The sequence below is a fragment of the Streptomyces sp. NPDC048644 genome, from assembly GCF_043199105.1.
Lineage (GTDB): Bacteria > Actinomycetota > Actinomycetes > Streptomycetales > Streptomycetaceae > Streptomyces.
In genome coordinates this window covers 592,144-613,991 of the sequence record NZ_JBICVO010000004.1, presented here as the reverse complement: position 1 = coordinate 613,991, position 21,848 = coordinate 592,144, and the positions used below count along the sequence as shown (strand labels likewise).

Annotated in this window: 20 protein-coding genes; 12 read left to right on the top strand and 8 right to left on the bottom strand. The window is 72.8% G+C overall.

Annotation, left to right across the window (positions count from 1 at the left end):
- Positions 1 to 264 precede the first annotated feature (264 nt).
- The 4 genes from ACGFNI_RS12380 to hutH all read left to right on the top strand — a co-directional run bounded on the left by ACGFNI_RS12380 (position 265) and on the right by hutH (position 5,383).
- Positions 265 to 1,491 carry an adenylate/guanylate cyclase domain-containing protein gene (locus ACGFNI_RS12380; protein WP_393683000.1) on the top strand — a complete coding sequence of 409 codons (1,227 nt, stop codon included), beginning with the start codon at positions 265 to 267 and terminating at the stop codon, positions 1,489 to 1,491.
- A 108-nt stretch (positions 1,492 to 1,599) separates the two neighbouring features.
- Positions 1,600 to 2,388, top strand: coding sequence for an enoyl-CoA hydratase/isomerase family protein (locus tag ACGFNI_RS12375; protein ID WP_393682998.1), 789 nt, complete (start codon positions 1,600 to 1,602; stop codon positions 2,386 to 2,388).
- Between the two features lie 202 nt (positions 2,389 to 2,590).
- Entirely contained in the window at positions 2,591 to 3,700 is a 1,110-nt protein-coding gene (locus ACGFNI_RS12370) for a diguanylate cyclase domain-containing protein (RefSeq protein ID WP_393683064.1), read from the top strand.
- Positions 3,701 to 3,844: 144 nt separating this feature from the next.
- Entirely contained in the window at positions 3,845 to 5,383 is a 1,539-nt protein-coding gene (gene hutH / locus ACGFNI_RS12365) for a histidine ammonia-lyase (protein WP_393683062.1), read from the top strand.
- 108 nt (positions 5,384 to 5,491) lie between these two features.
- Here hutH and ACGFNI_RS12360 read toward each other — a convergent pair whose 3' ends face one another.
- Positions 5,492 to 5,857 (bottom strand): LAETG motif-containing sortase-dependent surface protein, encoded by a 366-nt coding sequence (locus tag ACGFNI_RS12360; protein WP_393682997.1) that lies wholly within the window; start codon positions 5,855 to 5,857, stop codon positions 5,492 to 5,494.
- Positions 5,858 to 5,966: 109 nt separating this feature from the next.
- Between ACGFNI_RS12360 and ACGFNI_RS12355 the strand changes: the two genes are divergently transcribed.
- The 4 genes from ACGFNI_RS12355 (at position 5,967) to ACGFNI_RS12340 (ending at position 10,254) form a co-directional block, all read left to right on the top strand.
- The gene (locus tag ACGFNI_RS12355) at positions 5,967 to 6,311 is read left to right on the top strand and encodes a hypothetical protein (RefSeq protein WP_393682995.1); all 345 of its coding nucleotides are present in this window, start codon (positions 5,967 to 5,969) and stop codon (positions 6,309 to 6,311) included.
- 227 nt (positions 6,312 to 6,538) lie between these two features.
- Positions 6,539 to 7,816 carry an Ig-like domain-containing protein gene (locus ACGFNI_RS12350; protein ID WP_393682993.1) on the top strand — a complete coding sequence of 426 codons (1,278 nt, stop codon included), beginning with the start codon at positions 6,539 to 6,541 and terminating at the stop codon, positions 7,814 to 7,816.
- A 103-nt stretch (positions 7,817 to 7,919) separates the two neighbouring features.
- Positions 7,920 to 8,933, top strand: a complete 1,014-nt coding sequence (locus ACGFNI_RS12345) for a GNAT family N-acetyltransferase (protein WP_393682991.1) — start codon at positions 7,920 to 7,922, stop codon at positions 8,931 to 8,933.
- A gap of 112 nt (positions 8,934 to 9,045) precedes the next feature.
- Entirely contained in the window at positions 9,046 to 10,254 is a 1,209-nt protein-coding gene (locus ACGFNI_RS12340; protein WP_393683061.1) for a DUF2786 domain-containing protein, read from the top strand.
- 64 nt (positions 10,255 to 10,318) lie between these two features.
- Here the strand turns inward: ACGFNI_RS12340 and ACGFNI_RS12335 are convergent, their stop codons facing one another.
- From ACGFNI_RS12335 to ACGFNI_RS12315, 5 genes are all read right to left on the bottom strand, one after another.
- Complete coding sequence (locus tag ACGFNI_RS12335; RefSeq protein WP_393682990.1) at positions 10,319 to 10,855, bottom strand: GNAT family N-acetyltransferase; 537 nt, start codon at positions 10,853 to 10,855, stop codon at positions 10,319 to 10,321.
- A gap of 169 nt (positions 10,856 to 11,024) precedes the next feature.
- The gene (locus tag ACGFNI_RS12330; protein WP_393682988.1) at positions 11,025 to 11,732 is read right to left on the bottom strand and encodes a DUF4232 domain-containing protein; all 708 of its coding nucleotides are present in this window, start codon (positions 11,730 to 11,732) and stop codon (positions 11,025 to 11,027) included.
- A 272-nt stretch (positions 11,733 to 12,004) separates the two neighbouring features.
- Positions 12,005 to 13,435, bottom strand: coding sequence for an amino acid permease (locus ACGFNI_RS12325; RefSeq protein WP_393682986.1), 1,431 nt, complete (start codon positions 13,433 to 13,435; stop codon positions 12,005 to 12,007).
- Positions 13,436 to 13,587: 152 nt separating this feature from the next.
- Positions 13,588 to 14,253 carry a peptide-methionine (S)-S-oxide reductase MsrA gene (msrA, locus tag ACGFNI_RS12320; protein WP_393682984.1) on the bottom strand — a complete coding sequence of 222 codons (666 nt, stop codon included), beginning with the start codon at positions 14,251 to 14,253 and terminating at the stop codon, positions 13,588 to 13,590.
- Between the two features lie 139 nt (positions 14,254 to 14,392).
- Positions 14,393 to 15,562 carry a hypothetical protein gene (locus ACGFNI_RS12315; protein WP_393682983.1) on the bottom strand — a complete coding sequence of 390 codons (1,170 nt, stop codon included), beginning with the start codon at positions 15,560 to 15,562 and terminating at the stop codon, positions 14,393 to 14,395.
- A 124-nt stretch (positions 15,563 to 15,686) separates the two neighbouring features.
- On the opposite strand from ACGFNI_RS12315, the gene ACGFNI_RS12310 reads away from it, so the two are divergent.
- Positions 15,687 to 16,847, top strand: coding sequence for a cystathionine gamma-synthase (locus ACGFNI_RS12310; protein ID WP_393682982.1), 1,161 nt, complete (start codon positions 15,687 to 15,689; stop codon positions 16,845 to 16,847).
- Positions 16,848 to 16,958: 111 nt separating this feature from the next.
- Here the strand turns inward: ACGFNI_RS12310 and ACGFNI_RS12305 are convergent, their stop codons facing one another.
- On the bottom strand, positions 16,959 to 17,459 hold the full coding sequence (locus tag ACGFNI_RS12305; protein ID WP_393682980.1) for a MarR family winged helix-turn-helix transcriptional regulator: 501 nt from the start codon (positions 17,457 to 17,459) through the stop codon (positions 16,959 to 16,961).
- 371 nt (positions 17,460 to 17,830) lie between these two features.
- Here ACGFNI_RS12305 and ilvA point away from each other — a divergent pair, with 371 nt between their 5' ends.
- From ilvA to ACGFNI_RS12290, 3 genes are all read left to right on the top strand, one after another.
- On the top strand, positions 17,831 to 19,048 hold the full coding sequence (ilvA, locus tag ACGFNI_RS12300; RefSeq protein WP_393683059.1) for a threonine ammonia-lyase: 1,218 nt from the start codon (positions 17,831 to 17,833) through the stop codon (positions 19,046 to 19,048).
- Between the two features lie 207 nt (positions 19,049 to 19,255).
- On the top strand, positions 19,256 to 20,338 hold the full coding sequence (locus ACGFNI_RS12295) for an ATP-binding cassette domain-containing protein (RefSeq protein ID WP_393682978.1): 1,083 nt from the start codon (positions 19,256 to 19,258) through the stop codon (positions 20,336 to 20,338).
- On the top strand, positions 20,335 to 21,204 hold the full coding sequence (locus ACGFNI_RS12290; RefSeq protein WP_393682976.1) for an ABC transporter permease: 870 nt from the start codon (positions 20,335 to 20,337) through the stop codon (positions 21,202 to 21,204). Before ACGFNI_RS12295 ends, ACGFNI_RS12290 begins: the two co-directional genes overlap by 4 nt.
- Before the next feature lie 94 nt (positions 21,205 to 21,298).
- On the opposite strand, the gene greA is transcribed toward ACGFNI_RS12290, so the two are convergent.
- Positions 21,299 to 21,796, bottom strand: coding sequence for a transcription elongation factor GreA (gene greA / locus ACGFNI_RS12285; RefSeq protein WP_393682974.1), 498 nt, complete (start codon positions 21,794 to 21,796; stop codon positions 21,299 to 21,301).
- Between the last annotated feature and the right edge of the window lie 52 nt (positions 21,797 to 21,848).

Here is a 21,848-nt window from a genome sequence, read left to right as displayed (position 1 = left end):
CCCCCCCCCCCCCCCCCCCCCCCCCCCCCCCCCCCCCCCCCCCCCCCCCCCCCCCCCCCCCCCCCCCCCCCCCCCCACCCCACCCCCACACACCACGCGACCACCGAACACCAGCCCCCACCCGCCAACCGCACACGACAATGCCCCAGGTGAGAGTGAGCCAGAGCACACCTGCCGTATCGTTGAGGCGGTCCGCCGGGGAGCGGACCACGGGCGAGCAGTGATCGGAAGGGCAGTGCGCAGGCATCGGACAGGGAGCGGGCGGTGACCACCGACGACTCGGGCGCCGTCCCGCGCGCGGCGGATGACGCCACCTCGCGCGAGACGGCCGCCACGCAGGACGACCCCGCGGGCGCCGACGACGCCGGCGGACCGACCGACGGCGCGGCCACCGACGGCACCGCGCCCGCAGGGAACGCGTCCGCCGACCCGGACGACACCATCGCCATCCGGCTGGAGGCGCTGATCCTCGGCGCCGACCGCCGCTACACGCCGTTCCAGGCGGCCCGCAGCGCCGGCGTCTCGATGGACCTGGCGGCCCGGTTCTGGCGCGCCATGGGATTCGCCGACATCGGCCAGGTCAAGGCGCTGACCGAGGCCGACGTCCTGGCCCTGCGGCGGCTCGCGGGCCTCGTCGAGGCCGGGCTGCTGAGCGAGGCGATGGCCGTGCAGGTCGCGCGTTCCACCGGGCAGACCACCGCCCGGCTCGCCGACTGGCAGATCGACTCGTTCCTGGAGGGCCTCACCGAGCCGCAGGACTCCGGGATGACCCGTACGGAGATCACCTACCCGCTCGTCGAGCTGCTCCTCCCCGAGCTGGAGGAGTTCTTGGTCTACGTCTGGCGGCGCCAGCTCGCCGCGGCGACCGGCCGGGTCGTACGGGCCCAGGACGACGACGAGATGGTCGACCGCAGGCTGGCCGTCGGCTTCGCCGACCTGGTGGGCTTCACCCGCCTGACCCGCCGCCTGGAGGAGGAGGAACTGGGCGAGCTGGTCGAGGCGTTCGAGACCACCTGCTCCGACCTGGTGGTCGCGCACGGCGGCCGGCTCATCAAGACCCTCGGCGACGAAGTGCTCTTCGCCGCCGACGACGCGGGCACCGCCGCGGAGATCGGCCTGCGGCTGATCGAGACGATGACGAACGACGAGACGATGCCCGAGCTGCGGGTCGGCATCGCGTTCGGCACGGTCACGACCCGCATGGGCGACGTCTTCGGCACGACCGTCAATCTCGCCAGCCGGCTGACGTCGATAGCGCCGAAGGACACGGTGCTGGTGGACGAGGCGTTCGCGAAGGAGCTGGGCCGCACCGGCGACGCACCGGTGTCGGAGGCCGCAGCGGCTGCCGCGGAGAAGGCCGCGGCGCAGGCGGAGGCGGACGGCATGGTCCCGGCCCTGCCGACGTACCGCTTCGCGTTGCAGCCGATGTGGCAGCGCCCCGTGCGCGGCCTCGGCGTCGTCGAACCCTGGCTGCTGAGCCGCCGCGACTGACGAAGCGCCCCGAACGCCCCGAACGCCGCGACCTCCCTGTCGCCCCGCCGCCGCACCTGGAATGATCGCCGCGGGACCGAATCAACGGTCGTTAACAGGGAGGGACGTATGCAGCGCTTCGGTGAATGGGTCGGCGTGGACCGGCACGGCTTCGTGGCGGAACTGGTCATGGACCGCCCCAAGGCGATGAACGCGGTGTCCACGGCGATGGCCGACAGCCTGGCGCGGGCCTGCGCCGAACTGGCCGCCGACACCTCCGTGCGGGCGGTCGTGCTCAGCTCCACCCACGAGCGGGCGTTCTGCGTCGGCGCCGACCTCAAGGAGCGGAACTCCTTCACGGACGCGGACCTGATGCGGCAGCGCCCGCACACCCGTGCCGCGTACACGGGCGTCCTGGAGCTGCCGCAGCCCACCATCGCCGCGGTGCACGGCTTCGCGCTGGGCGGCGGCTTCGAGCTGGCGCTGGCCTGCGACCTGATCGTGGCCGACGGCAGTGCGGTGGTCGGGCTGCCCGAGGTGTCGGTGGGGGTGATCCCGGGCGGCGGCGGGACGCAGCTGCTGCCGCGCCGGGTGGGTGCGGCCCGCGCCGCCGAGCTGGTGTTCACCGCCCGCCGGGTGCCGGCCGGCGAGGCCGCGCGGCTCGGGCTCGTCGACCAGCTGGTGGCGGACGGCCAGGACCGTACGGAGGCGCTGGCGCTGGCGGCCGGGATCGCCCGTAACTCGCCGGTCGGGCTGCGGGCGGCGAAGCGGGCGCTGCGGCTCGGTCACGGCCTCGACCTGCGGGCCGGGCTCGAAGTGGAGGACGCCGCGTGGCGCAGCGTGGCGTTCTCCGGTGACCGCGCGGAGGGTGTCGCGGCGTTCAACGAGAAGCGGGATCCGGACTGGCCGGGGGAGTGAGCCGGGCCCGCCCCCGCGCCGCCGCCGAAGGTGCCCCTGGGTGAGGAGTGCGCCCCGGCATGGAAGGCGCACGGAAGGGGCGAATAGGATGAAACATTCCTACGCTGGGGCGCAAGGCGTGCTCACGGTGACGGAATGCGAGGGTCCGGTGACGGCTGAGGGCGATGTGAGGCTGCGCGCCGTGGTGGAGCTGGCGCAGGCGATGGCGACCGCACACACACCACGGGAGTCCGCCCATGCGGCGGCGCAGGGCGTGCGGCTGGCCCTGGGCGGCTCCTTCGCCGCGATCTCGGCCTGGGAGCGCGACCTGGGGCAGCTGCGGGTGCTGGTCAACGTCGGTGAACTCGCCGAAGGGGAGCAGGAGTTCCCTGACGACGAGACGTATCCGGTGCACGAGTTCCCGGAGATCGCCGGTTTCCTGCACGAGCGGTGGGCGGACGGCGGCGCGCTCGACGCCTGGGTGGAGACCGCCGAGGAGTCGCCCGGGGGCCCGCCCGCGCCCGCGGCGTCCGGCCTAGGCAACCACCGGCGGGCGGCTGCGCTGCACCGCCGCGGCCGTGGCTGCTGCGTGGTCGCGCCGATCGTGCTGGACGGGCGGGCCTGGGGCGAGCTGTACGTCGCACGCCGGGCCGGGGAGCCGGTGTTCAGTGGCGGGGACGCGGAGTTCGCGACCGTGCTCGCCGCCGTGGCGGCTGCCGGGATCGCGCAGACCGAACGGCTGGCTGAGGCCCGCAGGCTCGCCTTCACCGATGCGCTGACCGGGCTCGCCAACCGCCGTGCCGTCGACATGCGTCTCGACGAGGCGCTGGAACTGCACCGCGCGGATGCCGCCGTGGTCAGCCTGGTCGTGTGCGACCTGAACGGGCTGAAGCAGGTGAACGACTCCTGCGGCCACGCGGTCGGCGACCGGCTGCTGGAACGATTCGGCTCGGTCCTTTCGCTGTGCGGCGCGATGCTGCCCGGCACCCTCGCCGCCCGCCTCGGCGGCGACGAGTTCTGTCTGCTCGCGGTCGGCCCCGCCGCCGACGACGTGGTCGATGTGGCCGGTGAACTGTGCGAGCGGGCAGGGGAGTTGGACCTGGGCGAGGGGGTAGCGGTGGGTGTCGCGTCGACCGGCGACCCGATCGGCCAGGTGTGCAGCGCCCGCCGGCTCTTCCGGCTCGCGGACGCCGCGCAGTACCGCGCGAAGGCGGCCCGTGCCCACAAGCCGGTGGTCGCCGGGCGGGACGGCGGCGCGGACGATCCGGTCGTGCGGCTCGCGGACGCCCCGGAGCGGCGTCCGGGCCCGGAGCGGCGGCGGTTCCGGAGGTGAGGTGGATGCGGCGCGGCGTGCGCTGACGTCGAGGGCGGCCCGCTGCGGCGGGCGGCCTCGCAGGTCACCGGCCGGGTAAGGAGTGATCGGCCGATCCGGTGGTGACATCCGGCGATTCAAACTCTAGGGTGCCTGAATATGGATATGCACACTGTGGTGCTCGGGACGTCCGGCACGACCGCGCAGGACGTCATCGCGGTGGCCCGCGGCGCCGCCCGGATCGAGCTGTCCGACGACACCCTCGCGGCCGTCGCCGCCAGCCGCGCCTTCATCGACGACCTCGCCGCCAAGCCCGACCCGGTCTACGGCGTCTCCACCGGCTTCGGCGCCCTCGCCGTCCGCCACATCAGCCCCGAACTCCGCGCCCAGCTCCAGCGCAACATCGTCCGCTCCCACGCGGCCGGGATGGGCCCGCGGGTGGAGCGCGAGGTCGTCCGCGCCCTGATGTTCCTGCGCCTGAAGACACTCGCCTCCGGACACACCGGCGTACGCCCCCTGGTCGTCGAGACCATGGCCGCGCTGCTCAACGCCGGCATCACCCCCGTCGTCCACGAATACGGCTCGCTCGGCTGCTCCGGCGACCTCGCGCCGCTCTCGCACTGTGCGCTGACGCTGATGGGCGAGGGGGAGGCCGAGGGCCCCGACGGCACCGTGAGGCCCGCCGCCGAACTCCTCGCCGCGCACGGCATCGCCCCCGTCGAACTGCGCGAGAAGGAGGGCCTGGCGCTCCTCAACGGCACCGACGGCATGCTCGGCATGCTCGTGATGGCCTGCGCCGACCTCGCCCGCCTGTTCACCTCGGCCGACATCACCGCGGCCCTCTCCCTGGAGGCGCTGCTCGGCACGGACAAGGTCCTCGCGCCCGAGCTGCACGCCATCCGCCCGCACCCCGGGCAGGCCGCGTCGGCCGCCAATATGCTCAAGGTGCTTGCCGGTTCGGGCTTCACGGGGCACCACCAGGACGACGCGCCGCGCGTCCAGGACGCGTACTCGGTCCGCTGCGCCCCGCAGGTCGCGGGCGCCGGCCGGGACACCCTCGACCACGCCTGCCGGGTCGCCGACCGCGAGCTGGCCGCCGCCGTCGACAACCCCGTGGTGCTGCCGGACGGCCGGGTCGAGTCGAACGGCAACTTCCACGGCGCGCCGGTCGCCTACGTTCTGGACTTCCTCGCCGTCGCCGCCGCCGACCTCGGCTCCATCGCCGAGCGCCGCACCGACCGCCTGCTGGACAAGAACCGCTCGCACGGCCTGCCCGCCTTCCTGGCCGGCGACCCGGGTGTCGACTCGGGCCTGATGATCGCCCAGTACACGCAGGCCGCCCTGGTCAGCGAGATGAAGCGGCTGGCGGCGCCGGCGTCGGTCGACTCCATCCCGTCGTCGGCGATGCAGGAGGACCACGTCTCCATGGGCTGGTCCGCCGCCCGCAAGCTGCGCACCGCCGTCGACAACCTGGCCCGGATCATCGCCGTCGAGCTGTACGCGGCGACCCGCGCGGTGGAGATGCGCGAGGGGCTGACACCGGCGCCCGCCACCCGCGCGGTGGTGGACGCGGCGCGCGAGGCCGGTATACAGGGGCCGGGCGGTGACCGCTTCCTGGCGCCCGACCTGGAGGCCGCGTACGGGTTCGTGCGCTCGGGGAAGCTGATCGCGGCCGTGGAGTCGGTGACCGGCGAACTGGCCTGACGGGACGGCCGCCCCGGAGGGAGGCGGCCTGCCCGGTGAGCGAGGAGAGCGGCGGTCCGTCCCGGTGGCGGGCCGCCGCTCCGCGTACGCGGGGCCCGGTCCGCCGCGTCAGACCGTGTCGTCCCGGGTGCGGCGCACGGAGTAGCTGACCAGGCCCGCCCCGAGGGCGAGGCAGGCGGCGCCGCCGATGACGTAGGGCGTGGTGTCCGGGCTGCCGGTTTCGGCGAGGGAGTGCGAGGTCGCGCCGTCCGGCCGTGCGCCGGTACCGCTCTGCGGTACGCCGCCCGACATGGTGGTGGGGTTGTTCTGCCCGTCCTCGTCCTCCGGCGCCGTACCGGTGACCGATGAGGTCCGCGCGTCGGCCGCGGCCCCTCCGGGAGCCTCCACGATCGCGTTGGCGGACGGTACGAACCACAAGGCGATCAACACCGACCCCGCGGCGGCAGCGGTCAGCAGTGGTCGTCGTGCGGTCACAGAAACAATCCCCCTTGTGGGTCCGGCGAATTGGCCGCTGACCGCAGATGTTAGTGACCGCCGCGGGTCGCGGGGAAGTCGGGCCCTGGACGTGTTTACCCTCCGTCCCATGAGCAATGGTGAGACATCACGGTTTGTACGTCTTCACGTCGAACTGGTCATGGAGGTCACGGACTCCGGACTGCTGACCGCGGCGGCGGTCGAGCAGGTCGCCGGCGATCCCTCGCTGCCTGACGAGGGCCGCAAGCAGGCCGAGGAGACGGTCAGGGACGATCCGGCCGAGGCGCTGGCGCACCTGGTCGATCCGTTCGACCTGGTCACCGCCGTCCCCGGCACCGCACTCGCGCAGGCTTCCTGGAGCAGCGAGGAAATGACCGACTACGACCCGGACGCCGAGTGGGACGCCGCGGAGTGGGATCTCGCGGGTGAGGTCGCCGTCGAAGAGGAGGTCTGACCCGTCCCCGACCCGTCCGGAACACCGTCAGGAGCCGCTTGTCGCGGCCCGGCGACCGCCCCTGTTGACCCCTGTGCGACCACTTCGTCGCACAGGGGTCGATTGCGTGGCCTTCCCCACACTTTGTGCAGGTGTGGAACGGGCGAAACGGAACATGCGTTCATAGGACGTCGGCCGGGAAGCCTGCGTCCGGTCAGCGGCTCGGGGAAATACGTATATCGGTAGCAATGGAGAAGCGTGTGATGACGGACAGCAAGCGCCGCAAGGGCTTCATAGCCACTGCCGCGTTGCTCGGGGGCGTAGTCACGCTCTCGGCATGCGGCGGAGGCGCAGGCGGCGGCAGCAGCGCCAAGCACGAGACCTCCCACCAGGTGGACGAGGCCGCCGCGAAGGACGCCTCGCAGGCCAAGATCAAGATCACGCCCAAGGACGGCTCGGCCACCGCGGGTATCAGCAACGACGCCAAGGTCACGGTCAGCGGCGGCAAGCTCACCGACGTCACGATGACCACCGCCGACGCCAAGAAGACCGTCGACGGCACGCTCGCCGCCGACGGCAGTTCCTGGAAGCCCAAGAAGGACCTCGACCGCTCGACGAAGTACAAGATCACCGCGCACGCGGTGGACGACGACGGCCGTAAGGCGGTGGAGAACTCCACCTTCACCACCGTCTCCCCGGCGAACAGCTTCATCGGCAACTTCACGCCCGAGGACGGCTCCACCGTCGGCGTCGGCATGCCGGTCTCGCTCCGCTTCGACAAGCCCGTGAAGAACAAGAAGGACGTCGAATCGGCGATCGAGGTCGCCTCCAGCAGCAACCAGAAGGTCGTCGGCCACTGGTTCGACGACACCCGCCTGGACTTCCGCCCCCAGGAGTACTGGAAGGCGAACTCCAAGGTCACGATGAAGCTGGACCTCGACGGCGTCGAGGCGTCATCCGGCGTCCGGGGCATCCAGGACAAGACCGTCAGCTTCACCGTCGGCCGCTCGCAGGTCAGCACCGTCGACGCGGACACCCACCGGATGACGGTGGTGCGCGACGGCAAGACGATCAAGACCATCCCGATCTCGGCGGGCAGCACGGAGCACCCGACCTACAACGGCAAGATGGTCATCTCCGAGAAGTACAAGCAGACCCGGATGGACGGCTCCACCGTCGGCTTCACGAACAACGACGGCAAGGGCGAGTACGACATCCCCGACGTCCCGCACGCGATGCGCCTGTCCACGTCCGGCACGTTCATCCACGGCAACTACTGGGGCAAGGGCATCTTCGGCAGCTCCAACACCAGCCACGGCTGCATCGGCCTGGCGGACGCCAAGGGCGCGGGCGACGCGTCCACGGACGGCGCGTGGTTCTTCGACCACTCCCTCACCGGCGACATCGTCCACATGGTCAACTCCCCGGACAAGACCATCCAGCCGGACAACGGCCTCAACGGCTGGAACATGAGCTGGCAGCAGTGGGTCGCGGGCAGCGCCCTGAACGGCGGCGCAGGCAACTGACCGCCCGGCCGCGCCCCGGCCGCCCCGCACGCCTGAGCCCGGACGCCCGGTGCCGCCGGAAAATACGGCGCGCCGGGCGTCCGCGCTGCGTACGGTGCCCCGCATGGTGCAGTCCCACGACACGTCCCGCAGGGCACCGGCCGGCCCCGCCCACCGGATCGACGCCGCGTCCGACGCCTGCGTCGACGCCTGGTGCGCGGTGCTCGCCGCCGCCCACGCCCACGACCGGCCCGACCTCCCCGCCCCCGAACGGGCCGCCGAGGCGGGCCGGTTGCGCATCCCCGCGCTGCACAGCCGCGCCGCCGCCTTCGCCGTGCCCGCGCCGGGCGGCGGATACGCGGGGGTCGCCCTGGTCCGCCTCTTCGACTCGGCGGACAACACCCACACCGCCTTCCTCGACGCCCTGACCGTCCACCCCCGCCACCGCGGGGCCGGGGTCGGCGGCGCCCTGTGGGCCGAGGTGCGCGCCCTGCTCGCGGCCGAGTCCCGTACGTCGGTGAGCGCGCAGCTCGACGCGGGCGGGCCCGGCGAGGTCTTCGCGCGGTCCCAAGGGGCCGTCTGCGCCCTGCCGTTGGTGGCGTACGTGCAGGACGTGACGCGGGCGCCGGCGGACGGCCGCCCGGCGCTCCCGGACGGCTACCGCTTCCTCGCCTGGAGCGGCCAGGTCCCCGACGCGTACGCCGACACGCACGCCCGCGCGCACCAGGCCATGGACGACGCGCCCACCGGCGACCTCGACGCACGGCCGGACCCCTGGGACGCCGCACGGGTCCGCGCCGCCGCCCAGGTCGTCATCGACCGCGGCGGGGTGCTGCTGACCGTGGCAGCGCTCGCCACGACCGACGACAGCGTGGCCGCCTACACCGAACTCGTGCTGCCCACACCGCGATCCGTGCGGGCCCTCCAGTACGACACCGTCGTCCTGCCCGCCCACCGCGGCCGTGGCATCGGCCGGGCCGTCAAGCTCCGCATGCGGGAGGTGCTGCACGGGGCGCACCCCGGCGTACGGGAGATCATGACGACCGTCGCCGACGACAACACCCCGATGCGCGCGGTGAACGCGGCGCTCGGCTACCGCCCGGAGGGCGGCCTTGGCGTCCACCAGCTGCGGCTGTGAGCGCGGGCGGCCGGGCCCGTCCCGGCACTCGTAGAGTGACAAGGTGAGCGAGCGTACGAGGAACGGGCGGGGCGGACGGCCGCCGTCGGATGCGGCGGAGCTGGTCGGGAGCGTGCTCGGCCGGGTCAGGTACGCCCCGGACGGCGCGGCTGCCGATGACGCCGTGGAGGCCGGCGCGTCGATGCTGGCGGCGGCCGACCGGGAGGCCGTCGGCGCCGCGCTGGTGGCCGCCGCGGCCGACGCCGTACGGCAGTGCAGGGCCGGCGGCTGGCTCCCCGCCGACCTGGAGCGGATCGTACGGCGGGACGCGGCGGAGCCCGGCCTCGTCGCGCTGGTCGTGGACGCCGTCGCCGCCGAGGCGCGGACCGGCGCGGGGCGCTCCCGCCCGTCCGCCGCCGACCCGCGCTGGGCCGAGCAGGCGGGGCGGCTGGGCGCCGAGGTCTGGTGGCCGTCCGACGGCGGCTACCTCGACGCGCTGGCCGCCCGCCGCCGCACCTCCCGCTTCGAGGCCGCCTGCGCCGTCCTGGCCGCGCTGCGCGCCCTCGCGCGGCTGCCGCGGATCACCCCGCTGCCCGCCATGGCCCCGGCTCCCACGGAGCGGACCGCAGGACCCGGGGCGTCCCGTGCGCTCGGCCGGATCCGCGGGCTGCTGGCCAAGGCGGAGGCCACCGACTACGCCGAGGAGGCCGAGGCGCTGTCGGCGAAGGCACAGGAGCTGATGGCCAGGCACAGCATCGACGCGGCACTCCTGGCCGGGGCCGACGGCACGGCCGCCGGGGCGCCGGGCGGCCCCTCGGCGGTCCGCATCGGCATCGAGGGCCCGTACGAACAGGCCAAGGCACTCCTCCTGGACGCCGTCGCCGCGGCCAACCGCTGCCAGGCCGTCTGGTCGTCCGACGTGGCCTTCTCCACCCTCATCGGCTTCGAAACCGACCTGGAGGCCGCCGAGTTGCTCTACACCTCGCTGCTGCTCCAGGCCACCGGCGCGATGAACCGGGCGGGCGACGCGCAGCACACAAGCGGCAGGTCCCGCCGCACCCGCGACTTCCGCCAGACCTTCCTGGTCGCCTACGCCGACCGCGTCCGCAGCCGCCTGTCGGCCGCCACCGCGGCGGCCACCGCCGAAGCCACCGCCGAGACCGCGTCCCCCGGCCTCCTCCCGGTGCTCGCCGCCCGCGAACTGGCCGTCGACGAGGCCGTTGGCACGCTGTTCCCCGACACCGCCCCCGTCCGCCTGCGCGGCGTACGCGACGCCGACGGCTGGCACCAGGGCACCGCGGCGGCGGACCGCGCCCGCTTGGCGGGGCACGAGGAAGGGTGAACGAGGGCGCGCGGCGTGGCGGCCGACCCGGGGGCGGCCGTGTGCCGCGGGCGGTGGCCGCCCGCTATCCCGCCGCTGCCGCCGGCCGCTTCCGGAAGCACACCCGGTCCTGCCCCGGCCCGTCGTAGTCGGCCCGTACGGCCGCCCCGTTCCCGGACGCCGTGCCCTCCACCTCGAAGCCCATCGCGCGGTGGAAGGCGACCGACCCCGTGTTGGCGGGTGAGGTGATGGCCCGTACGGTCTCGCGCCCCGCCGCCGACGCCTGCGCGAAGAACCCCTCGTACAGCCTGCGGGCCAGGCCCGTGCCCCTCAACTCCGGCCGTACGCCCACGAAATGGATGTACGCCTCGTCGGCGCGGTCCGCGGAGTGGAACCCCACCAGGAACCCGGCGACCCCGCCGCGTGCCGGCTCCGCCACCCAGCTCGTCCCCGCGAAGTGCTGGAGGAAAAGCCGGGGCAGCAGCAGCGACAACTCCCGTGCCTCGGCGGGCGTACGCGAATCGCCCCACCACTCCTGCACGGCGCCCACCAGCGCCGGATAGTCGTCCTCGCGCGCCTGCCTGACCCGCACGACCGCGTCTGCCGCCGCCTGTTCACCCATACCGTCCGTCCCTTCCACGGTGTCCTTCGCCACACCCAGCCATAACACGGGCGGCGGGGCGGACTTCGGGCGTTGCGCGGTGGGACGCGGGCCACGCGCGAGAGGCCCCGACCGGAGTCGGGGCCTCAGTGTGTGCGTGCCGGGGTCCGTGCCGTACGGACCTGGCGGCTCAGAAGTCGTCGGCGCCGTTGCGCAGTTCGGGCGTCCAGTAGCCGGTCTTCGCGACCGCGTCGTCGACCGCGATGCCGCCCTTGGGCGCGGTGACGACCTTGCTGCCCTCGGCGGGGCCGTCGGCGGCGAAGAGGTTCACGTTGAAGGAGGTGACGGCGTGGTTGTCCTCGTGGGCGCCGCCGTTGTTGATCCGCACGGCCGCGTAGGCAGGGGCGCCGGCGTTCAGCACGACGGGGGCGCCCGGCTTGCTCTTGGCGACGGCCGGTACGTCCTTGGCGGTGTGGATGTCGCCGAACGCGATCAGCGGGTATTGGAGCAGCGTGCAGGAGTGGCCCGAGGTGTTCTTGGCGGTCAGCGTGATGTGCGTGGTGGGCACGCCGTCCTGCTTGGCCGCGGTGATCTTCACGTCCTGGGCGGTGCAGGCCGGAGCGGTGGCGCCGGCCTTCTTCTTGGCGGCGGTCTGCGCGGCGGGAGCGGCCGAGTCGGAGCCGGAGGTTCCGGAACCGGCGGTGTCCTTCTTCCCGGCGTCCGAGCCCTTCTCGGTGTCGGCGCCGGTGTCCTTCGACGCCGGGGCGGACGCGGCGCTCCCCTTGTCCTTCGCGTCCTTCGCGCCGTCACCGTCGCCACCGCAGGCGGTGAGCGTCAGGCTGAGAGCGGCGACGGCGGTCGCAGCGAGAACGGCAGGGCGGCGGATGGTGGTACGCATGAGGGGCTCCCCCGAGTGAGGTTGTCGACGCCAGGTGCGGACAACTGGTCTGCTCACAGCTTGGGGGCCGGTCCTGACGTGCCGCTGACGTGCCGCTGACGCCGCGCCGACGGCGCCGGAGCGGGACCTTCCGCCCGTCCGGAGCAGGGCCTTCCGCCCGCCTGGAGCGGCGCCTTCCGCCGCAGGCGCGGCCTGTCACCACTGCGCGTAGCGGGACGGCAAGCGGCGGCGAGGGCTCCGTGCCGCCTAGACGTGCCGCCTAGGCGTGCCGCCTAGACGCTGACGGCCGCCCGCCGGTCGCGGCGCTGCTTGAGATGGCCCGCGCCTGCCAGCGCCGCCACCACGACGGCCGTACCTGCGAGCTGGTGACGGCCGTCCGCACCGGCGGCCATGACGGCGAAGACACCGAGGATGGCGGCGAACGCGAGCCAGGTCAGATAGGGGAAGCCCCACATCCGCACCGAGAGCAGTTCGGGTGCCTCGCGCTCCAGGCGGCGGCGCATCTTCAGCTGGGTGAGGCAGACGATCGACCAGACGACCAGCACCGAGCAGCCGGCGATGTTCAGCAGCCAGGCGAACACGGTGGTCGGCCAGACGATCCCGGCGATCACGGCGGCGAAGCCGAACAGGCAGGACGCCACCACCGCAGCCGCCGGCACGCCCCTGGTGACCTTGCCCAGGAAACGCGGGCCCTGGCCCCGGTTGACCAGGGAGTACGCCATGCGCGACGAGCCGTAGATGTTGGCGTTCATCGCGGAGAGCAGTGCCACCAGCACCACGATCTGCATGATCGTGCCGGCTGCCGGGATGCCGAGCCTGTCGAGCACGGTGACGTACGGGCCGTCCGTGGCGACCTTCGGGTTGTTCCACGGCACCAGGGTGACGACCACGGCCATGGAACCGATGTAGAAGACGGCGATGCGCCAGACGGCGGTGCGGACGGCACGGGCGACGTTCCGGCTCGGGTGGTCGGACTCCGCCGCCGCGATGGTGACGGTCTCCAGACCGGCGAACCCGGAAATGGTGGTCAGCAGCCCGGCGGCGAGTCCGGCGGCGCCGGTCGGGAAGAAGCCGCCGTGGCCGGTGAGATGGCTGGTGCCGGGTGCGCTGCCGAACACCCCGAGAATGCCGAGCACGCCCAGCACCAGGAAGGCGACGATCGTGGTGACCTTGATCGCGGCGAACCAGAACTCGAACTCGCCGAAGTTCTTGACCGCGGTCAGATTGCTGGCGCAGAAGAACACCATGAAGATCGCCACCCAGCCGTAGGCGGGGATGAACGACACCCAGGTGTGCATGATCGTGCCCGCCGCTGTGGCCTCGGCTGCCACACCGGCGCAGAGCATCAGCCAGTACATCCAGCCCGATGTGGTACTCGCCCAGGAGCCGAGTTCCTCCTCGGCATGCACCGAGAACGAGCCGGTGGAGGGCCGGGCCGCGGACATCTCGCCGAGCATCCGCATGATCAGCATGACCAGCGCGCCGGTCCCCATGAAGAGCAGGATGATCGCCGGCCCGGCCGCGGCGATGCCGACCCCGGAGCCCACGAAGAGCCCCGCGCCGATGACCCCGCCGAGCGCGATCATCGACAGATGGCGCTGCTTGAGGCCGTGCGACAACACGGACTCGCGGTCCTGCACGGCCTTGTGGTCCTGCACGGCCTGCGGGGCGCCCTCGGGCGACCGGGTGATTGTCCGACTCATGGTCGTGCCTGTTCATTGCTTGAGACGTTCGGTGAGCCTGACGAGTGTGCGGGGCCACGTGGCGCGTATGGCGTGAACGCCCGCTATTCGGACCGTTCACTCACACGTGGTGAAGGCGCTGATACGCAGGTGAATGCTTCTTCCCGCCGAAGTCAGTCCCCGGCCGGAGCCACGCCCACCGGGCAGCTCATGCCCGTCCCGCCGATCCCGCAGTACCCGGCCGGGTTCTTGTCGAGGTACTGCTGGTGGTACCCCTCGGCCGGGTAGAAGGGGCGGGGCTCGGCCGGGAGGATTTCGGTGGTGATGTCGGCGTAGCCGCCCGCCCGGAGGACGGCGGCGTAGGCGTCGCGGGAGGCTTCGGCGGCCTGCTGCTGGGCGGGGGAGTGGGTGTAGATCGCGGAGCGGTACTGGGTGCCGACGTCGTTGCCCTGACGGAAGCCCTGGGTCGGGTCGTGGGACTCCCAGAACAGCTTCAGGAGAGCGGTGTACGGGACGACGGCGGGGTCGAAGACGACGCGCACGGCCTCGGTGTGGCCGGTGTGGCCGCTGCACACCTCTTCGTAGGTGGGGTGGGGGGTGTGGCCGCCCTGATAGCCGGTCAGCGTCGTCCAGACACCCTCGGTCTGCCAGAACTTCCGCTCGGCGCCCCAGAAGCAGCCCAGACCGAAGTCGGCGGTCTCCAGGCCGTCCGGGTACGGGCCGAGCAGCGGATTGCCGAGGACGGTGTGCCGCTCGGGGACGCTGAAGTCCCGTTCGGGGCGGCCCTTGAGCGCCTCATCGGGGGTGGGGAGGTGGTTCTTGAAGCGGGAGAACAGCATCGTGATCAGGCTCCGGGAGGGACGGCGACGGCGGAAGTGGCGGCGGACGTGACAGCGGGCCGCCTGCCACGCGGGGACGGCCCTCCGTGCAACGCCGGGGGCCCGGCCGGCATTCCGGCGGGGGCCACGGCCGCCCCGGTCAGTGCCCCGGGGGCGTGAAGCCCGCCGAGGTGCCTCCCATCCGCTCCCAGCCGGCGATGGCCAGCGCCCGGTAGGCGGCGTACTCGCCGGCGGGGTTGCGGCCGTAGGACCACGGGACGGCGCCGACATGGCCGTCCACCTCGCGCAGCTGCTCCATGGCCTCGGCGTACCGCTCGGCGCGTACCAGGAACCAGACGAGGAGGTGGCGGACGTGCGGTGCCATGGGGTGGTCGGCCGGCACCTCGCGCAGCGCGAAGTGCGCGCCCTCGATGGCCCGCTCGATCACCGCGCTCTGGTAGAGGCCGCGGACCATGTTGGCCTCGGGGATGTGCTCGTAGACCGCGAACAGGGGGAGGGCGGGGAGCAGGCTCTTCTCCGGGGCCCCGGACGCCGCGCGCTCGGCGAACGCCTCGGCCTCCTTGCGGGAGCCGTGCCACTTCTCCGACCAGTACGGCAGCGCCGCGAGATGCGCGCCCATGTGCTGCGGGGCGCGCTGGACGACCTTGGACCACAGCTCTTCGTAGTCGGCGGGCCGGTCGTGCAGGCCGCGGGCGACGGCGAGTTCGACGATGTACGGGATCGGGCTGCCGGGGGCCAGCAGGGCCGCCTCGCCGCAGACCGTACGTGCCTCCTCCAGGATCATCCGGAAGTCCTGCGAGCCGGGGTCGCGCAGCGCCTGGAGGACGAGGAACTGGGCGTGGGTCTGGGCACCGCCGGGATCCTTGGGCGCCTCCAGGCGCCAGGTCCGCAGCCAGATGCCGCCGGCCCGCTGCACACCGGCCGGCTGCCCGCCCTTCGTGCCGGCGGAGCCGGGCCGCCCCTGCTCCGCCGTCTCGGCGGCGAGCTCGAAGGCCGCCGATCCGGCCAGCGTCTGGACCCGCTGCCAGCGCCGCTCCCAGTCGTCCCCGGTGGACTTCAGCAGCGCGGCGGCCGGCCGCCAGTCGCCGGTGCGCCGGATCTCCGCGAGCGCGCCGTCGAGTTCCTCGTCGGGGCCCGGCAGGCGGACGTCGAGTGCGTCGAGGGGTACGAAGCCGTAGCCCGCCATCGGGTCGGAGGCCACCACCAGGCCCTGCCGGGCCTGCTGCGCGGCCCGCCGGCGCCGCATCCAGGGCAGGAAGACGACACCGCCGATCGCGGTCGCGGCGATGAGCACGAGCAGAGCGTCCATGTGGAGAATCCCGGTCGGAGGTGGAGGGGCGGGGCCGGGGAGCGGCCTTCGTATGTATCCACTCTCCAGCGAACCAGAAAGTTCCGGGAATCTCCGCCCCGGCGGACGACTAGGCTCGGCAGGCATGAGCGATCAGCGCGACCAGCGCCACCAGCACTTCGAGACACTCGCCATCCACGCAGGTCAGGAGCCCGACGAGGGCACCGGCGCGGTGGTGACGCCCATCTACCAGGTGTCCACGTACAAGCAGGACGGTGTCGGCGGGCTGCGCGGCGGCTACGAATACAGCCGCAGCGCCAACCCGACCCGTACCGCCCTTGAGGAGAACCTCGCCGCCCTCGACGGCGGCCGGCGGGGCCTCGCCTTCGCCTCGGGACTCGCCGCAGAGGACTGCCTGCTGCGGACCCTGCTGACCCCCGGTGACCACGTCGTCATCCCCAACGACGCCTACGGCGGCACCTTCCGGCTGTTCGCCAAGGTCGTCGAGCGGTGGGGTGTCGAGTGGTCGGTGGCCGACACGTCCGACCCGCAGGCGGTACGTGCCGCGCTGCGGCCCCGTACGAAGGCGATCTGGGTGGAGACGCCCAGCAACCCGCTGCTCGGCATCAGCGACATCGCGGCGCTGGCCGGCGTCGCCCGGGACGCCGGGGCCCGCCTCGTCGTCGACAACACCTTCGCCAGCCCGTACCTCCAGCAGCCGCTGGCGCACGGCGCCGACGTCGTCGTCTACTCCACGACCAAGTACATGGGCGGTCACTCCGACGTCGTGGGCGGCGCGCTCGTCGTCAACGACGACGCACTCGGCGAAGAACTGGCCTACCACCAGAACGCCATGGGCGCGATTGCCGGACCGTTCGACGCCTGGCTCGTGATGCGCGGCATCAAGACCCTCGCCGTCCGCATGGACCGGCACAGCGCCAACGCCGCCCGGGTCGCCGAGCTGCTGACCGCGCACCCGAAGGTCACCCACGTCTACTACCCGGGTCTGGCCGAGCACCCCGGGCACGAGGTCGCGGCCAAGCAGATGCGGGCCTTCGGCGGCATGGTGTCGTTCCGCGTCGCGGGCGGCGAGCAGGCGGCGGTCGACGTCTGCAACCGGGCGGAGCTGTTCACCCTCGGTGAGTCGCTCGGCGGCGTCGAGTCGCTGATCGAGCACCCGGGACGGATGACGCACGCCTCGACGGCCGGTTCACCGCTGGAGGTCCCCGCCGACCTCGTACGGCTCTCCGTCGGCATCGAGTCCGTCGACGACCTGCTCGCCGACCTCACCCAGGCACTGGGCTGACCGGCAGGGACGGCTGAGCCGCTGAGCCGACCACCCCTCCACGGGAGGGGTGGTACCGGCCGTCCCGTCCCGCCCCCTGGTGCGGTGCACAGGTCCGGGCCTTGGGCCGGGTCAGGAAGCCGGGCCGGACCCCGGCAGCGACGCGGTGACGGTGGCGAGCGAGGCGTTGAAGCGCGTCAGCAGGGTGCAGAACGCCTCGCGCTCCTCCTCGGTCCACTCGTCCGTCACCAGCTCCATCAGCGCACGGCGCGAATTACGCACCTCATCGAGGCGGGAGCGCCCGCGGTCGGACAGCTGGAGCACCACCGCCCGGCCGTCCTCGGGGTGCGTGGCGCGGCTGACGAGACCGGAGTCCACCAGCGGTGCGACCTGGCGGGTCACCGTCGAAGAGTCGATGCCCATCCCCGCGGCCAGGGCCTTCACACCCATCGGACCTTCCTGGTCCAAGCGGTTGAGCAGCAGGTAGGCGGCGCGGTCCATGGAGTTGCGCGCCTGCCCCACGCCGCCGAGCCGGCTCTGTTCAGCACGACGGGCGAAGACGGCCACTTGGTGTTGCAGCGCGTCGAGAACGGCGGGGTCGGTGTGTGTCGTCATGTCCGAAGTGGTGGGCATGGCCGGGAGCTCGCTTCATGGGGGACTTACGGATTGGGGGACAGAGTACGCGGCTCGGGCCCGGCCCGTACCGGGGCTGCGCGTTCCGGCCGCGGGCAGGAGACGGGCCCGCGACCCCGCCCGACCGGCCCCACCTGCGTACGGTGCGCGTCCCGGGCCGGTCTCCGTGCCCGCTCCGGCGCGGGCGCGCGTCCGGATCGCTGCCCCTGCCGCGGCCTCCGCGGCGCTCCGCGGGCCGCGGGCGGAAGCCGACCGCCGTTCCGCCGCCCGCCCCGGCCGGGAACGCCCGTCGCGGGGGGAACTGCGAGACTGGCCGCATGGCAGATCACACGCCGCGCCCGTCCGCCGCACCCGTGCCCGCTGCCGACGGGATGGCCGGCGGGCCCGCCGCGCTCACGGTCGACGACGTGCACGAGGCGCACAAGATGCTCTCCGGCGTCGCGCGGGCCACGGCGATGGAGGGCAGCCGCTATCTGTCCGGGCTGGTCGGCACCCCGGTGCACCTGAAGTGCGAGAACCTCCAGCGCACCGGGTCCTTCAAGATCCGCGGCGCGTATGTGCGCATCGCCGGTCTGTCGGAAGAGGAGCGCGCGGCCGGTGTCGTGGCGGCGAGCGCGGGCAATCACGCGCAGGGGGTGGCGCTGGCCGCGTCCCTGCTCGGGGTGCGTTCGACGGTCTTCATGCCGGTCGGCGCCCCGCTGCCGAAGGTCGCCGCGACCCGTGACTACGGCGCCGAGGTGCGGCTGCACGGCCAGGTGGTGGACGAGACGCTTGCCGCCGCCCAGGAGTACGCGCGCGAGACCGGCGCTGTCTTCATCCACCCCTTCGACCACCGGGACATCATCGCAGGTCAGGGCACCGTCGGCCTGGAGATCCTGGAGCAGTGCCCCGAGGTGCGGACCATCGTCGTGGGGGTCGGCGGCGGCGGTCTTGCGGCCGGGGTGGCGGTCGCGGTCAAGGCGCTGCGGCCGGACGTGAAGGTCATCGGCGTGCAGGCGGCGGGCGCTGCCTGCTACCCGCCGTCGCTGGCGGCCGGGCACCCCGTCGCGGTCGACGGGCTGTCGACGATGGCGGACGGCATCAAGGTGGGGCGGCCGGGCGAGGTGCCGTTCCGGATCGTCGAAGCCCTGGTGGACGAGGTCCGCACGGTCTCCGAGGACGCGCTGTCCAGTGCGCTGCTGCTGTGCCTGGAGCGGGCGAAGATGGTGGTGGAGCCGGCCGGGGCGAGCCCGGTAGCGGCGCTGCTCTCGGAGCCCGAGACGTTCGATGGGCCGGTGGTCGCCGTGCTGTCGGGCGGGAACGTCGACCCGCTGCTGATGCAGCGGATCCTGCGGCACGGCATGGCGGCGGCCGGGCGTTACCTGTCGCTGCGGCTGCGGCTGACGGACCGGCCGGGGGCGCTGGCGACGCTGCTCGGCGTGCTGTCGGATGTCGACGCCAACGTCCTGGACGTGATCCACGTCCGTACCGACCCGCGGCTCGGTCTGACGGAGGCCGAGGTGGAGCTGCATCTGGAGACCACCGGGCCGGAGCACTGCGCGGAGCTGAGCACGGCGCTGCGGGCCGCCGGGTACCGGGTCATGGCGTAAGAACAGGTGAATCTCTTCGCGATGTATCGCGTTTGTGTCGCGTCCGGGGTACAGTCAAGTCCCGGGCCGCGAAACGTTGTTGCGCGGTGATGTCGTGAGTGTTGAGGTGTTGCGGCGGCCCGTTGCGGAGCTGCGTCCGCAGAGCGGGCGCGAGCCGCCAACCGTAGGATTCGACCTGGAACTCACCCAAGCCATGGGGGTACCCGCATGCCAGGCGCCATATATGCCGAGGGGCTGGTCAAGACCTTCGGCGACGTGAGGGCACTGGACGGCGTCGATCTCGACGTCCCCGAAGGGAGCGTCCTCGGCCTGCTCGGGCCGAACGGCGCGGGCAAGACCACTGCCGTACGCGTACTGACCACCCTGCTCAGCCCCGACAGCGGCAGCGCGACGGTCGCCGGGATCGACGTGCTGCGCCACCCCGACCGGGTGCGCAGGTCCATCGGCCTGTCCGGCCAATTCGCCGCCGTGGACGAGTACTTGACGGGCCGCGAGAACCTCGTGATGGTCGGCCAGCTCTACCAGATGAGCTCGCGGGACGCGAAGCGGCGGGCGGTCGAGCTGCTGGAGCGCTTCCACCTCGCCGACGCCGCGGACCGCACCGCCAAGACCTACTCCGGTGGCATGCGCCGCCGTCTCGACCTCGCAGCCGCGCTGGTCGTCAGCCCGCCCGTGATGTTCATGGACGAGCCCACCACCGGCCTCGACCCCCGCAACCGCCAGCAACTGTGGGACGTCATCCAGGAGTTGGTCGCGGGCGGCACGACGCTGCTGCTCACCACCCAGTACCTGGAGGAGGCCGACCGGCTGGCGCACGACATCTGCGTGATCGACCACGGCAGGGTCATCGCCCGCGGCACGTCCGACCAGCTCAAGGCCCGCACCGGCGGCGAACGCGTCGAAGTGGTGGTGCACACCCCCGGCCAGATCCGGGTCGCCGACGAGGTGCTGCGGCGCTTCGGCACGGGCGAGGGCACGATCGAGACGCACACCCGCAAGCTGACGGTCCCGGTGACCGGCGGCGCCAAACTCCTCGCCGAGGTCATCCGCGAACTGGACACCCACGACGTCGAGATCGACGACATCGGGCTGCGCAGGCCGACCCTGGACGACGTGTTCATCTCGCTCACCGGGCACGCCGCGGAGACCGAAGCGGAGGGGAGCACCGGGGGCGGGGACGCCGCGGATGGCGGCCCCGGCGGCGGGCGGAAGGACGCCAAGCGGCGGAAGAAGTCGGCGAAGGACGGGGCGGACGCCACCCCGGAGCCCACGAAGGAGGCCGTGAAATGAGCGCGGTGACCGAAGCGGCTCCGGTCCGGACCCCGCAGCCCCGCGGCGGCATCGGCCGCTCCGTACGCGACTCTCTCGTGGTGGCCAAGCGCAACCTGATTCGCATGCTGCGGATCCCCGAGGTGGTCATCTTCGGCCTGATCCAGCCGATCATGTTCGTGGTGCTCTTCACGTACGTCTTCGGCGGCTCGATCAACATCCCGGGCGCCGCGCCGGGCAACGCCCAGGCGTACCGCGAGTTCCTGATGGCCGGCATCTTCGCGCAGACCGTCACCTTCGCCACGGCGGGCGCGGGCGCCGGCATCGCCGACGACATGCACAAGGGCCTGATCGACCGGTTCCGCTCGCTGCCGATGTCCCGTGGCGCGGTGCTCACCGGCCGCACCCTCGCCGACCTGGTGCAGACCGCGCTGACGCTGGTTGTGCTGGCCGTCGTCGCGCTGATCATCGGCTGGCGCGCCCACGAGAACCTCGGCAAGGTGCTCATCGGATTCGCGCTGCTGCTCCTGCTCGGCTACGCCTTCTCCTGGATAGGCGCGCTGATCGGCCTCACCGTGCGGACGCCGGAGGCGGCCACCTCGGGCGGGCTGATCTGGCTCTTCCCGCTGACGTTCATCTCCAACGCCTTCGTGCCGGTCGACGGCATGCCGACGTTCCTCCAGTACATCGCCGAATGGAACCCCTTCAGTGCCACGGTCCAGGCGGCCAGGGACCTCTTCGGCAACAGCATCGCCGGACGCCCCGTATCGGTGACCGGGGCCTGGCCGATGGAGCACCCGGTATGGGCGTCGCTCATCTGGTCCGTGGTGATCATCGCCCTCTTCCGGACCCTGGCGGTCCGCAAGTACCGGTCGGCGACGGCCTGATACGCCCCGGCCCCGGACGGGCGGGTACGGACGCACGACAGCGGCCCGGAGCGTGCTGCTCCGGGCCGCTGTCAGGCTCTGCGAGGGGCGAGGCTCAGCCCGAGTAGGGGGTGGCGTCGAGGATCCGTACGCTCGCCTTCTTGCCGTTGGGAAGCTCGTACTCCGCGTCGGCGCCGACCTTCTTGCCGTTCACGCCCTCACCCAGCGGCGACTGCGGGGAGTAGGTCTCGATGTCCGAGCTCGCGTACTCCCGCGAGGCCAGCAGGAACTGGAGGGTGTCGTCCGGGTCTCCGTCGAACGCGATGGTGACGACCATGCCGGGAGCGACGACGCCGGTGGCGGCGGGGGCCTCGCCGACCTTCGCGGTCTGCAGCAGCTGGGTGAGCTGGCGCACGCGAAGCTCCTGCTTGCCCTGCTCCTCCTTGGCCGCGTGGTACCCGGCGTTCTCCTTCAGGTCACCTTCCTCGCGGGCCGCCGCGATCTTTTCGGTGATCTCGGTGCGTGCGGGACCAGACAGGTACTCCAGCTCGGCCTTGAGCTGGTCGTACGCCTCCTGGGTCAGCCAGGTGACGCTTTCGCTGGTCTGGGTCACGGGTGCTCCTCGTCGGTACGTACTGGGGAATACATCAAACGCCCTACCAGGA